Annotated in this window: 13 protein-coding genes; 6 read left to right on the top strand and 7 right to left on the bottom strand. The window is 70.5% G+C overall.

Annotated features, from left to right (window positions below):
• Window positions 1-4 precede the first annotated feature (4 nt).
• The 4 genes from H7I87_RS24305 to H7I87_RS24290 are packed head-to-tail and all read right to left on the bottom strand — an operon-like array spanning window position 5 to window position 3,785.
• Window positions 5-667 (bottom strand): TetR/AcrR family transcriptional regulator, encoded by a 663-nt coding sequence (locus H7I87_RS24305; protein WP_009979428.1) that lies wholly within the window; start codon window positions 665-667, stop codon window positions 5-7.
• Between the two features lie 4 nt (window positions 668-671).
• Complete coding sequence (locus tag H7I87_RS24300) at window positions 672-1,820, bottom strand: acyl-CoA dehydrogenase family protein (RefSeq protein WP_011726237.1); 1,149 nt, start codon at window positions 1,818-1,820, stop codon at window positions 672-674.
• 16 nt (window positions 1,821-1,836) lie between these two features.
• Window positions 1,837-3,033 carry an acyl-CoA dehydrogenase gene (locus H7I87_RS24295; protein ID WP_011726236.1) on the bottom strand — a complete coding sequence of 399 codons (1,197 nt, stop codon included), beginning with the start codon at window positions 3,031-3,033 and terminating at the stop codon, window positions 1,837-1,839.
• 5 nt (window positions 3,034-3,038) lie between these two features.
• Window positions 3,039-3,785, bottom strand: coding sequence for an SDR family NAD(P)-dependent oxidoreductase (locus H7I87_RS24290; RefSeq protein WP_011726235.1), 747 nt, complete (start codon window positions 3,783-3,785; stop codon window positions 3,039-3,041).
• A 71-nt stretch (window positions 3,786-3,856) separates the two neighbouring features.
• Here H7I87_RS24290 and H7I87_RS24285 point away from each other — a divergent pair, with 71 nt between their 5' ends.
• Genes H7I87_RS24285 through H7I87_RS24275 form a run of 3 tightly spaced genes read left to right on the top strand, consistent with a single transcriptional unit; the run spans window position 3,857 to window position 5,665 of the window.
• Window positions 3,857-4,228 carry a DUF3054 domain-containing protein gene (locus H7I87_RS24285; protein ID WP_011726234.1) on the top strand — a complete coding sequence of 124 codons (372 nt, stop codon included), beginning with the start codon at window positions 3,857-3,859 and terminating at the stop codon, window positions 4,226-4,228.
• Window positions 4,229-4,247: 19 nt separating this feature from the next.
• The gene (locus H7I87_RS24280; RefSeq protein WP_033727338.1) at window positions 4,248-5,138 is read left to right on the top strand and encodes a class I SAM-dependent methyltransferase; all 891 of its coding nucleotides are present in this window, start codon (window positions 4,248-4,250) and stop codon (window positions 5,136-5,138) included.
• Window positions 5,139-5,146: 8 nt separating this feature from the next.
• Window positions 5,147-5,665 (top strand): GNAT family N-acetyltransferase, encoded by a 519-nt coding sequence (locus H7I87_RS24275; protein WP_033727341.1) that lies wholly within the window; start codon window positions 5,147-5,149, stop codon window positions 5,663-5,665.
• Window positions 5,666-5,763: 98 nt separating this feature from the next.
• On the opposite strand, the gene H7I87_RS24270 is transcribed toward H7I87_RS24275, so the two are convergent.
• Window positions 5,764-6,507, bottom strand: coding sequence for an MBL fold metallo-hydrolase (locus H7I87_RS24270; protein ID WP_009979417.1), 744 nt, complete (start codon window positions 6,505-6,507; stop codon window positions 5,764-5,766).
• Between the two features lie 35 nt (window positions 6,508-6,542).
• Between H7I87_RS24270 and fgd the strand changes: the two genes are divergently transcribed.
• Genes fgd through H7I87_RS24255 form a run of 3 tightly spaced genes read left to right on the top strand, consistent with a single transcriptional unit; the run spans window position 6,543 to window position 10,786 of the window.
• Window positions 6,543-7,553, top strand: a complete 1,011-nt coding sequence (gene fgd / locus H7I87_RS24265; RefSeq protein WP_003873826.1) for a glucose-6-phosphate dehydrogenase (coenzyme-F420) — start codon at window positions 6,543-6,545, stop codon at window positions 7,551-7,553.
• Entirely contained in the window at window positions 7,546-9,633 is a 2,088-nt protein-coding gene (gene pta, locus H7I87_RS24260; protein ID WP_011726230.1) for a phosphate acetyltransferase, read from the top strand. The genes fgd and pta overlap by 8 nt, the downstream gene beginning before the upstream one ends.
• A complete protein-coding gene (locus H7I87_RS24255) occupies window positions 9,623-10,786 on the top strand; it encodes an acetate kinase (protein ID WP_011726229.1) in 1,164 nt (387 codons plus the stop codon). Before pta ends, H7I87_RS24255 begins: the two co-directional genes overlap by 11 nt.
• Here H7I87_RS24255 and H7I87_RS24250 read toward each other — a convergent pair.
• Window positions 10,775-11,959 (bottom strand): DUF1501 domain-containing protein, encoded by a 1,185-nt coding sequence (locus H7I87_RS24250; RefSeq protein WP_011726228.1) that lies wholly within the window; start codon window positions 11,957-11,959, stop codon window positions 10,775-10,777. The two genes, H7I87_RS24255 and H7I87_RS24250, sit on opposite strands and share 12 nt — an antisense overlap.
• Window positions 11,956-13,272 carry a DUF1800 domain-containing protein gene (locus H7I87_RS24245; RefSeq protein WP_033721191.1) on the bottom strand — a complete coding sequence of 439 codons (1,317 nt, stop codon included), beginning with the start codon at window positions 13,270-13,272 and terminating at the stop codon, window positions 11,956-11,958. Before H7I87_RS24245 ends, H7I87_RS24250 begins: the two co-directional genes overlap by 4 nt.
• Between the last annotated feature and the right edge of the window lie 175 nt (window positions 13,273-13,447).

Below are 13,447 nucleotides of genomic sequence, written 5' to 3'. Positions count from 1 at the left end.
GCCCCTATTTCAGCACGTCCGCGTAGTCGGCGCGGCGCTCATCGGAAATCAGCCCGTTGAGCAGGTGCCGGGTCTGCAACGCGATGTACTCGTCGAGGGTGTAGATCGGCCCGAAGTGCCAATGCTTGAGCGCCCAGCCGTGGGCGAGCAGCATGATGTCGAACACGGCGAGGTCGACGTCGACGCTGCGGAAGACGCCTTGGGCGATGCCGGTTTCGATTACCGCGCGCAGCGGCGCGGCGGTGGCGATTTCCAGGTCCTTGATCTGGGCGCGGCCCGCCGCCCCGAGGGTCCGGCTCTCCCGGTAGGTCAGCACCACCCCGTCGAGGTTCTCGTCGACGATCTGGATGTAGCGGCGGATCCCCGCGCTCAACTGGTCGACGACGTCGTCGCCGGCGGCGTCGATGACCGGTGCCAGTTGATCGCGGAACACGTCGAGGATGCGCACGATGGTGGCCAGCAGCAGGTCCTGTTTGCCGCCGAAGTACTTGTACAGCAGGCCGACGCTGACGTCGGCCTCGGCGGCCAGGTCGTGCATGGACATTCGGTGAAAACCGTTGCGGCCCATCACCTTGACCGCGGCGTCGAGCACCTGGCGGCGCCGCGCGCCGGCCCGTGCGGCGCGCACGGCCTCCTCGGCGGGCAGTTCGCTGTAGTCGACGGCCATGCCGCTAGAGGCCCAGGTCCTTGGCGATGATGGTCTTCATGATCTCGTTGGTGCCGCCGTAGATGGTCTGGATGCGGGCGTCGACGAACGCCCGTGCCACGCCGTACTCGCGCATGTAGCCGTATCCGCCGTGCAACTGCAGGCAGCGGTCGGCGGTGCGGACCTGCAGATCGGTGGTCCACCATTTCAGCCGGGCGGCCCGCGCCGCGGTCAGCTCGCCGGTCAAGTGCGCGGCCAGGCAGTCGTCGAGATAAGTGCGGGCAACGTCGATTTCGGTGGCCAATTCGGCGAGCACGAATTGACTGTTCTGGAAGGCGGCGATGGGCGCGCCGAAGGCGTGCCGCTGCTTGACGTAGTCCAGCGTCTCGGCGAATACCGCCTCGGCGGCGGCGACCGCGCCCACGGCCAGCGAAAGCCGTTCCTGGGGAAGGTTTTTCATCAGCTGGTAGAAGCCCCGGCCTTCCGCCTCGAGCAGGTTCTCGGCCGGCACCCGCATGTCGGTGAAGCTCAGCTCGCTGGTGTCCTGGGCGTGCAGGCCGATCTTCTCCAGGTTGCGGCCCCGGCCGAAGCCCGGCGTGTCCGCATCCACGACCAGCAGCGAAAGCCCCTTGTGCCGGTCCGGTGCGGTGCGCACCGCGACCACGAACAGGTCGCCCACCTGCCCGTTGGAGATGAACGTCTTGGCGCCGTTGACTAGGTAGTGATCGCCGTCCCGCACCGCGGTGGTGCGGATCCCGGCCAGGTCGCTGCCGGTGCCGGGCTCGGTCATGGCGATCCCGAGCACCGTCTCGCCGGTCACCACGCCGGGCAGCCAGCGCCGTTGTTGCTCGGGTGTGGTCAGCTCGACGAGGTAGGGCAGCACGATGTCGTTCTGCAGCGAGAAGGCGATAGCCTCGGCGGCCGCGCCGGCCCGCTGCAACTCGTCGACCACGATCGCGTTGTAGCGAAAGTCGTCGACCCCCGGGCCGCCCAACCGCTCGGGCACCGAAAAGCCCAGCAGCCCCAGTTTGCCCGCCTCGACGAACAGCGACCGGTCCCACTGGCCGTCGCGTTCCCACTTCTCGTGATTGGGCACGACCGTCCGTTGCACGAAATCGCGGACCAGCTCCCGGAACTGGTGATGCTCGGAGGTGTACTGCAGGTGTGCGGCCATCGGGTGCTGCTCCGGGTCAGCGGAAGGCGTCGGCGCCGGTGAACGCCTGGCCGAGGACGAGCTGATGCATCTCCGGCGTGCCCTCGTAGGTCAGCACCGATTCCAGGTTCACCATGTGCCGGATGACGGGGTATTCCAGCGATATCCCGTTGCCGCCCAGGATGGTTCGCGCGGTCCGGCAGATCTCGATCGCCTCCCGGGTGTTGTTGAGCTTGCCGAAGCTGACCTGCTCGGGCCGCAGCCCGGTGCTGTCCTTGAGGCGGCCCAGATGCAGCGACAACAGCTGGCCCTTGTGCAGCTCGACGGCCATGTCGACGAGCTTGGCCTGGGTCAGCTGGAATCCGGCGATGGGGCGGCCGAACTGGGTGCGCTGGGTGGCGTAATCCAGGGCGGCCTGCCAGGCCGAGCGCGCCGCGCCCATTGCGCCCCAGATGATCCCGTAGCGGGCCTCGGACAGACACGACAGCGGGCCGCGCAGCCCGGTGGCTCCGGGCAGCATCGCCTCGCCGGGCAGCCGCACGTCGTCGAGCACCAGCTCGCTGGTGATCGAGGCACGCAGCGACAGCTTGTGGTGAATCGTGTTGGCGGTGAAACCCGGCGTGTCGGTGGGCACCAGGAAGCCGCGGATGCCGTCGTCGGTGCCGGCCCACACCACGGCGACGTCGGCCACCGACCCGTTGGTGATCCACAGCTTGCGGCCGTCGAGCACCCAGTCCGAACCATCCCGTCGCGCACGGGTTTTCATCGCCGCGGGGTCGGAGCCGACGTCGGGCTCGGTCAGCCCGAAGCAGCCGAGCATTTCGCCGGTGGCCATGCCCGGCAGCCATTGGCGTTTTTGCTCCTCGGAGCCGAAGTTCCAGATCGCGAACATCGCCAGCGAGCCCTGCACCGAGACCATCGAACGCAGACCGGAGTCGGCGGCCTCCAGCTCCACGCAGGCCAGCCCGTAGTGCACGGCCGACGCGCCGCCGCAGCCGTAGCCGTGCAGGTGCATGCCCAGCAGGCCGAGCCGGCCGAACTCCCTGGCCAGTTCGCGGACCGGCAGGTCGCCGATCTCGAACCACTCCGCCACATGCGGCAGCACATGCTCGGCGCAGAAACCCCGCACGGTGTCGCGCACCGCGCGTTCGTCGTCGGACAGCAAGGCGTCCAGGCCCAGCGGGTCGTAGCGGTCGAAGGCCGGTGGGGTCTTGGTGCTCGTCTCGGTGCTCATAGCAGTCAGCCTGCCATCGTCAGGCCGCCGCTGACACTGATCACCTGTCCGGTGACGAACGAGGCTGCCTGCGAGGCGAAGAACAGCACCGCCGCGGCGACCTCCTCGGGCCGGGCCAGCCGGCGCAGCGGAATCGCTTTGACCAGTGCTTCTTTCAGCTTCTCGGGCTGGGCGTGAAACAGCGGGGTGTCGGTCGGGCCCGGGCACACGCAGTTCACCGTGATCTGGTGGCGCGCCATCTCGCGGGCCAGCGACTTGGTCAGCGCGATCACCCCGCCCTTGGCGCCGGCGTAGATGCTCTCACCGGCGCTGCCGACCCGCCCGGCGTCGCTGGCGACGTTCACCACGCGTCCGCCGCCGTGCGTCTCGATCATCCCGGGCAGGAACGCCGAACACACATGCACCGGCCCCAGGTAGTTGATGGCCACCACCTTCTGTGCGAATTCCGGTGTGGCGTTGAGGAATTGGTCGGTTCGGTCCCAGCCGGCGGCGTTGACGACGACGCCGGGCACCCCGATGTCGGCGTGGATGCGGTCCCGCAGCGCGGCGACCCGTGCCGGGTCGGCGACGTCCACGGGCGCCGCGGTGATCAGGTCGGGTTGCTCGGCGGCGGTGGCCGCGGCCGACGCCTCGTCCAGGTCGGCGGCGACGACGCGGTCACCCCCGGTGGCCAGCCCGAGCGCGATCGCCCGGCCGATGCCCGAACCCGCGCCGGTCACCACCGCGAGGCGGCGGTGTGAATGAGCATTCATTGCAGACGAATCTAGGTTCACCTCGGTTGCCGGGTCAAGGATCGGCGCGGCCGAGCGGGTAGTCTCGCTGCATGCTTAGGCTCCGGCGGCTGGCCTGGTTCGCGGTCGACGTCCTCGGCGTGCTGGTGTTCTGCGCCGTGGGGCGGCGCAGTCACGACGAGGGCCTCAGCGCCACCGGCGTCGCCGTGACGGCGTGGCCGTTTCTGACCGGCACCGCGCTCGGCTGGCTGGTCTCCCGGGGATGGCGGCGGCCCACCGCGGTGCTGCCCACCGGCGTCGTCGTCTGGCTGTGCACCGTGATCGTCGGCATGCTGCTGCGCAAGGCCAGCTCCGCCGGTGTGGCGGCCAGTTTCGTGGTGGTGGCCTCGACGGTCACCGCGCTGGTGTTGCTCGGCTGGCGGGTGGCCGCCGGGCTGACCCTGCGGCGCCGCTCCGACGCCTGAGACGACGCCCGGGACGACGATGGCAGCGACAGCCGAGGTGGGGGTGACCGCAACCTTGGGCGCCGCCGCCCGGGCCGTCGCCACCCGGCAGGGGTTGCTCAACGACCCGTACGCCGAGCCGCTGCTGGGCGCCGTCGGCATCGACTACCTCACCCGCGCGATCGCCGACCACACGTTCGCGGCCGATGAATCGCCGGTCGGCGACGACCCGGCGGTGACGTCGTTGCTGGATGCGTTGGCCGCCCACACCCGGTTCGTGGACGAATTCCTCGCCGAGGCGGGCCGCGCGGGCATTCGCCAGGTGGTGATCCTGGCATCGGGCCTGGACACCCGGCCGTACCGGCTGTGGTGGCCGCGCGGGACCACGGTCTACGAGATCGACCGGCCGCGGGTGCTCGATTTCAAGGCCGGGGTGCTGCGCGGGCTGGACGCCCGGCTGGCCACCAACCGGTGCGCGGTCGGCATCGACCTGCGCGACGACTGGCCGGCGGCGTTGCGGCGGGTGGGTTTCGACGCGGCCCAGCCCACGGCGTGGGTCGCCGAGCAGCTGCTGGTCGGCTACCTGAAGCCCGCCGAGCAGAACCGGCTGCTGCGCCGGCTCACCGCGGCCAGCGCCGCGGGCAGCCGGTTGGCCGCCGACCACCTGCCCACCTGGGATCCGCTGCAGCTGGAGGCCGAGCGGGCCTTCGTGGAGGGCTGGCGGCGCCGCGGCCTGGACATCGACCTGGCCAGCCTCACCCACCCGGGCGAATACCATTACGTCCCTGAGTATTTGGCGACCCACGGCTGGGAGCCGGCGGCGCGGTCCATCGCCGATCTGCTGGGCGCCCTGGGGTTGGGGCCGCGGCGGGGCGCCGGATCAGGCGGCGCCCAGTTCATCCCGGAATACGTCACCGCGACCCGCGTTTGAGTGTGTCGATGACCTCCGAATCCAGCCCGCCGGCCGACGGCCGACTGCGGTTCGTGCCGGCCACGCACGACGACCCGCTGGCCCGGCCGCTGCTGGCCGAACTTGCCGTCGAGTACGCGCAGCGCTACGGCGGCACGCCGAGCGCGCACCTGAGCTGGTTGCCGGTGCCGCGCGACGAACTGGCACCGCCGGACGGCGGGCTGCTGATCGGCGTCGTCGACGGCGTGCCCGTCACCGGCGGCGCGTTTCGCCGCTACGACGCCGAGACCGCCGAGCTCAAGCGGATCTGGACCGACGCGGCCCACCGCCGCCGCGGCTACGCGCGGGCGCTGCTGGCGGCGCTGGAGGAGCGGACCCGGGCGTGCGGGTATCGGCGGCTCTACCTGATCACCGGCAACCGGCAACCCGAGGCCGAGGCGCTCTACGACGCGACCGGATACATCCGGGTGCCCGCCGACCCGCTGCCGGATTGGGGTCCGTTCCGCCCGATCGCGTTCGAGAAGTGGCTGGTTCCCGACGAACGGTGAATTGCCCTGGGCCGCAACAGCTCACTGGCGCCGAGCGTGGGCCGTATGGACGAATTCTGTGCGGTTGGCGTACGTGGGGCCCACGCTCGGGCGCCGGCCTAGCGACCCGCCGCGAGCGCGAGCGCCGCGTCGGTGGCCTCCTTGATCGGCCCGCGCCACACGTCGCCGTGGCCGGGCAGCAGCACCTCGGTGTCGAGCAGGGCGAGCGCGGACAGCGTGCGGATGCAGTCGCGCTGGCTGTAACTGAAAATCGCCGGGAGCAGCTGAGGTCCGCGGTGGCGCAGCAGGGGATGGCCGGTGATCAGCGCGTCGCCACTGACCAGGACGCCGTCGATCAGGTACGAGCAATGGCCGTTGGTGTGGCCGGGGCTGAAGACCGGCGTCGGCCGTCCCGGCAGCCCGGCGGCCACCTCGGCGGTCAACGGTTGGGCGGTGGGGATGCCGTCGCGGATCAGGCCGCCGCTGCGGACCACATGCGCGGTCCACTTCGCCCATCGGGGCCGCCAAATACGAAGCGCCACATCGAAAATCGACACCTGCTCCAGGTACTCGCGTTTGGCGTGGCCCACCTCGTCGGCGTGGCAGTAAACCGGGATGCCGTGCTCGCTCGCCAACCAGATCGCGGTGCCCAGGTGGTCGATGTGCGCGTGCGTCAACACGATGGCGCGCACGTCGCCCGGGCCGTAGCCGAGCTCGGCCAGCGAGCCCAGCACGTCCTCGCGGTCCCCGGGATAGCCGGCGTCGACCAGCATCACCCCGGTGTCGTCGGCGACCAGCGTCCAGTTGACCGCGTCCCCCCGGGCGAGGTGCACCGCGTCGGTGACCTGAACTAGCTCCGCCATGCCCGCGAGTGTAAGCGGAGGAGTAGAAATGACCCGTGGCTGAACTCAAACTCGGATACAAAGCGTCCGCCGAACAATTTGCACCCCGCGAGCTGGTCGAACTCGCCGTCGCCGCCGAAGCCCACGGCATGGACAGCGCCACCGTCAGCGACCACTTCCAGCCGTGGCGACACGAGGGCGGCCACGCCCCGTTCTCGCTGGCCTGGATGACCGCCGTCGGGGAACGCACCACGCGGATCACACTGGGCACCTCGGTGCTCACGCCGACCTTCCGCTACAACCCGGCCGTCGTCGCGCAGGCCTTCGCCACCATGGCCTGCCTGTACCCGGGCCGGATCTTCCTCGGGGTGGGCACCGGCGAGGCGCTGAACGAGATCGCCACCGGATACCAGGGCGAGTGGCCGGAGTTCAAGGAGCGCTTCGCCCGGCTGCGCGAATCGGTGCGGCTGATGCGCGAGCTGTGGCGCGGCGACCGCGTCGACTTCGACGGCGAGTACTACCGGCTCAAGGGCGCCTCGATCTACGACGTGCCCGACGGCGGCGTCCCGATCTACATCGCCGCCGGCGGCCCCGCGGTGGCCAAATACGCCGGCCGCGCCGGCGACGGCTTCATCTGCACCTCCGGCAAGGGCGAGGAGCTGTACAAGGACAAGCTGATCCCCGCGGTCAAGGAGGGCGCGGCGATCAACGACCGCAATGTCGACGACATCGACAAGATGATCGAGATCAAGATCTCCTACGACCCCGACCCGGAACTGGCGCTGGAGAACACCCGGTTCTGGGCTCCGCTGTCGCTGACCGCCGAGCAGAAGCACAGCATCGACGACCCGATCGAAATGGAGAAGGCGGCCGACGCGCTGCCCATCGAGCAGGTGGCCAAGCGCTGGATCGTGGCCTCGGACCCCGACGAGGCGGTGGCCAAGGTCAAGGACTACGTCGACTGGGGCCTCAACCACCTGGTGTTCCACGCGCCCGGCCACGACCAGCGCCGGTTCCTGGAGCTGTTCGAAAAGGACCTGGCGCCCAGGCTTCGGCGACTTGGCTGACATTTCGGCGATCTACGTTGCCGCTCCCGAACCGGAGACCGGCAAGTCCACCGTCGCGCTGGGCCTGCTGCACCGGCTGACCGCGACGGTCGCCAAAGTCGGTGTGTTTAGGCCGATTACGCGTGACGGGCAGGACCGCGACTACATCTTGGAGCTGCTGCTGTCGCGCACCACCGCGGGGCTGTCCTACCAGCAGTGCGTCGGCGTCACCTACCAGCAGCTGCACGCCGACGGCGACGCGGCGATCGCCACGATCGTCGACGCCTACCACGCGATGGCCGAGCTGTGCGACGTGGTGGTCATCGTCGGCAGCGACTATTCCGAACTGGGACAGGCGATCCGGCCCGCGGAGCTGTCCACCAACGCCCGGATCGCGGTCAACCTCGGTGCGCCGATCCTGCTGACGGTCAGCGGCAAGGGGCGCACCGCCGCCGAGGTCGCCACCGTCGTGCAGGTCTGCCTGGCCGAGCTGGACGCCCAGCACGCGCACACCGCGGCGGTGGTGGCCAACCGGTGCGAGCCGGCCGAGCTGGACGCGGTGGCCGAAGCGCTGCGCGGCTTTCCCCAGCGCTGCTACGTGCTGCCCGACGAGCCGCTGCTGTCGGCGCCGACGGTGACCGAACTGGAAAAGGCGGTCGCCGGTTCGCCGGTCAGCGGCGAGGAGTCGCTGCGCGAGCGCGAGGTCACCGGCATCCTGGTCGCCGGGATGACCGCCGACCACGTGCTGGAGCGCCTCGCGGACGGCATGGCCGTGATCACCCCCGGCGACCGCTCCGACGTGGTGCTCGCCGTGGCCAGCGCCCATGCCGCCGAAGGCTTTCCGTCGCTGTCGTGCATCGTGCTCAACGGCGGGTTCGCGCTGCATCCGTCCATCGCGGCGCTGGTGGCCGGGCTGCGGCTGCGGCTGCCCATCGTCGCCACCGCGCTGGGCACCTACGACACCGCCAGCGCGGCGGCCGCGGCCCGCGGCAGGGTGACGGCCACCTCACAGCGCAAGATCGACACCGCGCTGGAGCTGATGGACCGGCACGTCGACATCGCGGATCTGCTTGAACAGCTTGCCATTCCGATTCCCACCGTGACCACGCCGCAGATGTTCATCCATCAGCTGACCCTGCAGGCGCGCGCCGACCGCAAGCACATCGTGCTGCCCGAGGGCGACGACGACCGCATCCTGCGCGCCGCCGGCAGGGTGCTGCAGCGCCGCGTCGCCGACCTGACCATCCTGGGCGACGAGGCCCGGATCCGGCAGCGCTCGGGGGAACTCGGGGTGGACCTGAGCGACGTGAAGGTCATCGACCCGCGCACCAGCGCGCTGCGCCCCGAGTTCGCGCAGCAGTACGCGCAGCTGCGCAAGGCCAAGGGCGTCACCATCGAGCAGGCCCGCGAAATCATGCGCGACGCAACGTACTTCGGCACCATGCTGGTGTACACCTCCCAGGTCGACGGCATGGTGTCCGGCGCCGCCCACACCACCGCACATACCGTGCGCCCGGCCTTCGAGATCATCAAGACGGTGCCGGACGTCTCCACCGTGTCCAGCATCTTCCTGATGTGTCTGCCGGACCGGGTGCTGGCCTACGGCGACTGCGCGATCATCCCCAACCCGACACCGGAGCAGCTGGCCGACATCGCGATCTCCTCGGCGCGCACCGCCGCCCAGTTCGGCATCGAACCGCGGGTGGCCATGCTGTCCTACTCGACGGGTGACTCCGGCACCGGAGCCGACGTCGAAAAGGTGAGAACGGCAACGCAATTGGTGCGGCAGCGCAACCCCGACCTGCCGGTCGAGGGCCCCATCCAGTACGACGCCGCCATCGAACCGTCGGTCGCCGCCACCAAGCTGCGCGACTCGCCGGTGGCCGGTCGGGCCACCGTGTTGATCTTTCCCGACCTCAACACCGGCAACAACACCTACAAGGCGGTGCAGCGCAGCGCCGGCGCGCTGGCCATCGGGCCCGTGCTGCAGGGCCTGCGCAAGCCGGTCAACGACCTGTCGCGGGGTGCGCTGGTCGAAGACATCGTGAACACGATTGCCATCACCGCGATTCAGGCGCAGGGGCTGCCCGGTGGACGGTAGCGACGGCGCGCGCCGGGTGCTGGTGATCAACTCCGGCTCGTCGTCGCTGAAGTTCCAGCTGGTCGATCCCGAGTCCGGGGTGGCCGCCTCGACGGGCATCGTGGAACGCATCGGCGAGGAATCCTCGCCGGTCCCCGACCACGACGCCGCGCTGCGCCGAGCGTTCGACATGCTGGCCGGCGACGGCGTCGACCTGAACACCGCCGGGCTGGTCGCGGTGGGTCATCGGGTGGTGCACGGCGGCAACACCTTCTACCGGCCCACCGTGCTGGACGACGCGGTGATCGCCCGGCTGCACGAGCTGTCGGAGTTGGCCCCGCTGCACAATCCGCCGGCGCTCCTGGGGATCGAAGTGGCCCGCAGGCTGCTGCCCGGCATCGCGCACGTGGCCGTCTTCGACACCGGGTTCTTCCACGACCTGCCGCCCGCGGCGGCGACCTACGCCATCGACCGCGAACTGGCCGACCGCTGGCAGATCCGCCGGTACGGGTTCCACGGCACCTCGCACCGCTACGTCAGCGAGCAGGCCGCGGCTTTCCTGGATCGGCCGCTGCGCGGCCTGAAACAGATCGTGCTGCACCTGGGCAACGGCTGCTCGGCGTCAGCGATCGCCGGCACCCGGCCCCTCGACACCTCGATGGGGTTGACGCCGCTGGAGGGACTGGTGATGGGTACCCGCAGCGGTGACATCGATCCCAGCGTCGTCAGCTATCTGTGCCACACGGCCGGGATGGGGGTGGACGACGTCGAGTCGATGCTCAACCACCGCTCGGGGGTGGTCGGGCTGTCCGGCGTGCGGGACTTCCGCCGGCTGCGCGAACTCATCGAATCCGGGGACGGCGCAGCGCAATTGGCCTACAGCGTGTTCACGCACCGGCTGCGCAAGTACATCGGTGCCTACCTGGCGGTGCTGGGCCACACCGACGTCATCAGCTTCACCGCCGGCATCGGTGAGAACGACGCCGCGGTGCGCCGCGACGCGGTGTCGGGCATGGAGGAGCTGGGCATTGTGCTCGACGAGCGCCGCAACCTGCCCGGGGCCAAAGGGGCACGCCAGATCTCGGCCGACGACTCGCCGATCACGGTGCTGGTGGTCCCCACCAACGAAGAGCTGGCCATCGCCCGTGACTGCGTGCGGGTGCTAGGCGGATAGGAAGCCGAGGTCGCGGCGGCCGGCGCGGACCGAGGGCGCGGGATCGGTGCCGACGGTGCGTGCCAGCAGCTCGTGGTAGATGTCGCGAAAATCGGTGGTGTACTTCAGGTCTCCGTTGTCGAGGTCGGTGAGGCTGGGTTGCTCGCCGTAGAATCCGCCGTTGACCGGTGCGCCCGCGATGAACACCGGGCCGGCCGTGCCGTGGTCGGTGCCCTGTGAGGCGTTGGCCCGCACCCGCCGCCCGAACTCCGAATACGCCATCAGCACCACGTTGCGCCCGGCCATCTGCGCGACGAATCCGGTGACCGCCTCGTCGAAGGTCTGCAGCAGCCGCTGCTGGGTGCCGCGTTCCCCGGCGTGGGTGTCGAAACCGCCCAGTTGCACGGTGTAGACGCGGGCCGGCACCCGCGCCTTGACGGCCTGGGCGACCACGTCCAGCTGGGCTGCCAGCGAATTGTTCTGCTTGGCAGGCGGTTTCACCGAGGCGAAGGTGGCCTCGGCGGTGCGCGCGGCGCGGTAGGCCTTGCACACCGCGGCCATCGCCGGGGTGTCGTCGGGGTCGTCGTCGCCCAGCGCGGTCATCACGGCGTCGAACTGCCCGGCCTTGCCGGCGCCGCCGCCCGGGCTCAGCGCCGCGGCCGTGCACTTGGCGCCGACCGCCAGCGGCGGCAGCACGGCCCCGATGTTGACCGCGCGCAACGGGTCGTCGCCGGTGGCGTCGAGCCAGCGGCCGATCCAGCCCGTCGACACCGGCTCGTCCGGGGAGGCGGTCTGCCAGATGTCCATGGAGCGGAAGTGACTGTGGTCGGGTTTCGGGTAGCCCGCGCCGCGCACGACGGCCAGTTTCCGCTGGTTCCACAGCCCGGCCAGGCCCTTGAGCGCCGGGTTGAGCCCCAGCTGCTGATCCAGGTGCAGGACGTCTTGCGGGGCGTAGGCGAGTTCGGGCCGGGCATCGTGATAGGCGTTGTCCGCGTACGGGATCAGCGTGTTGATCCCGTCGTTGCCGCCGTAGAGGGTGGCGATCACCAGCACGCCGGCGCCCGGTGCCAGCGGCCGGTCCCGGGCCGCGCGCATCAGGTCGGGCCAACCGACCGCCACCGCCGACGACAGCAGCCCGGCCGCCGACACGCCCGCGCTGGCGATCAGGAATCTGCGACGGTTCATCTCGGTCATGACGTCAGGTACTCCGGGGTGTTGACGGCCGCGGCGACCAGCCGGGGCGGTTGGCCCACCAGGGGTTGCAGCGCGCGGGCGGTGCGGTCGGACCAGGCACCGACGCCGATCAGGTAGCCGACCGCGTCGATGCGGTCGGTGGGCGGGGTGTTCTCGATGCCGGACAGGTCGCCGGCGTGCGCCAGCTCGGTCGCGGCGCGCAGCCGGGCCCCGGCGCTGGCGGTGGACAGCCAGACCTGCCCGCTGGGCCAGCCGCCGACGCTGGGCGGATAGAACGGCCGCTGCCCCAGCGTGCGCAACGTCGCGTCGATCATCTTGAGTCGCTTGGGATCATCGACGGGCACCCGCAGCGAGCGGATCACGCCGATCAGCCATTCGATCGGGGTGTTGACCATGCTGGCCCGGGCGCCGGTGAACTCCGGGTCGGTGAGGATGGCCCGGGTCAGGGCGCGCAGGTCGCGGCCGGGGCCGTAGGCGGCGACCAGCCGGTCGAGCGCGGGCGGCGACGGCGGGTCGTCGCCGGCCAACTGCTGCCACAGCCGCCCCGCCACGTACCCGGCCGATTTCGGCTGGGCGAGCACCGCGTCGCAGAACCCGGCGGCATCGAAGTTCGCGCTGCGGCCGAACAGCGTCTTGGCCGTCGCGTCATGGCGTTTGGGCAGCACCGACGTCGCGCCGCCGGCGCCGATGACCCAGCCGGTCAGGGCGCGTGCCCCGTTGCGGACGTCGCTCTCGGTATAGCCGTTGCCGTGGCCCAGCGCGAACAGCTCCATGAATTCGCGGGCCAGGTTTTCGTTGGGCGCCTTGGCGGTGCTGGTCTGCCCGTCCAGCCAGCGCAGCATGGCGGCGTCGGTCAGCATGGCGTAGGCCAGGGTGCCGAAATCGCCCAGCGACAGCGTGCGCAGCTTCTGGTTCTGCGCGGCCATCTGCGCCGCCACCCGCACCTTCTGCGCCGAGGTGGCAAAGTGGTTGTGCCACAACAAGGTCAGCTTCTCGTGGAACGGTTGGCGCACGACGACCATGCGGCGGATCCACCAATCCGACAGCACGCCCTGCTGTTCGGTGAGCTGCTGGTTGTACTGCTTGCGGGCCGCGGGGGTGGCGCGTTTGCCGGGCGGCTGGGGCGCCGGCAGGGCGGGCATCGGGGTGGCCAGCGCGCCGGGGTCGGCGTCGGGATCGGCGGCCAGCATCGCGTCCAGGTGGCCGGGCCAGCCGCGGGCGACGGCGGCGTCGACCTCGGGGCCGGTCACGCCGAAACCGGCCCGGCGCAGCATGCGCGCCGTGCCGACCCACAGGGTGGACTGCCCCGCCATGGAATAACTGTGCGGTGTGCAGCTGAAAATTCGCTGAGGGTTCTTGCGATTTTCTTGAGGCCTCACGGGCGGCGCGATCCGACGCTGCCGCGCGGCCGCCGTTCGCGTGCTGTACAGTGACCGAGGGCCGGTTCACGGAACCGGAGTTCCGTTTAGGGTTGGGCTTCGCGGGCGT

It is taken from the genome of Mycobacterium timonense, assembly GCF_025821985.1.
In the GTDB taxonomy this organism is placed as follows: Bacteria; Actinomycetota; Actinomycetes; order Mycobacteriales; family Mycobacteriaceae; genus Mycobacterium; species Mycobacterium avium.
The sequence above is the reverse complement of the archived record's forward strand: the minus strand, read 5'-3'. Positions and strand labels throughout refer to the sequence as shown.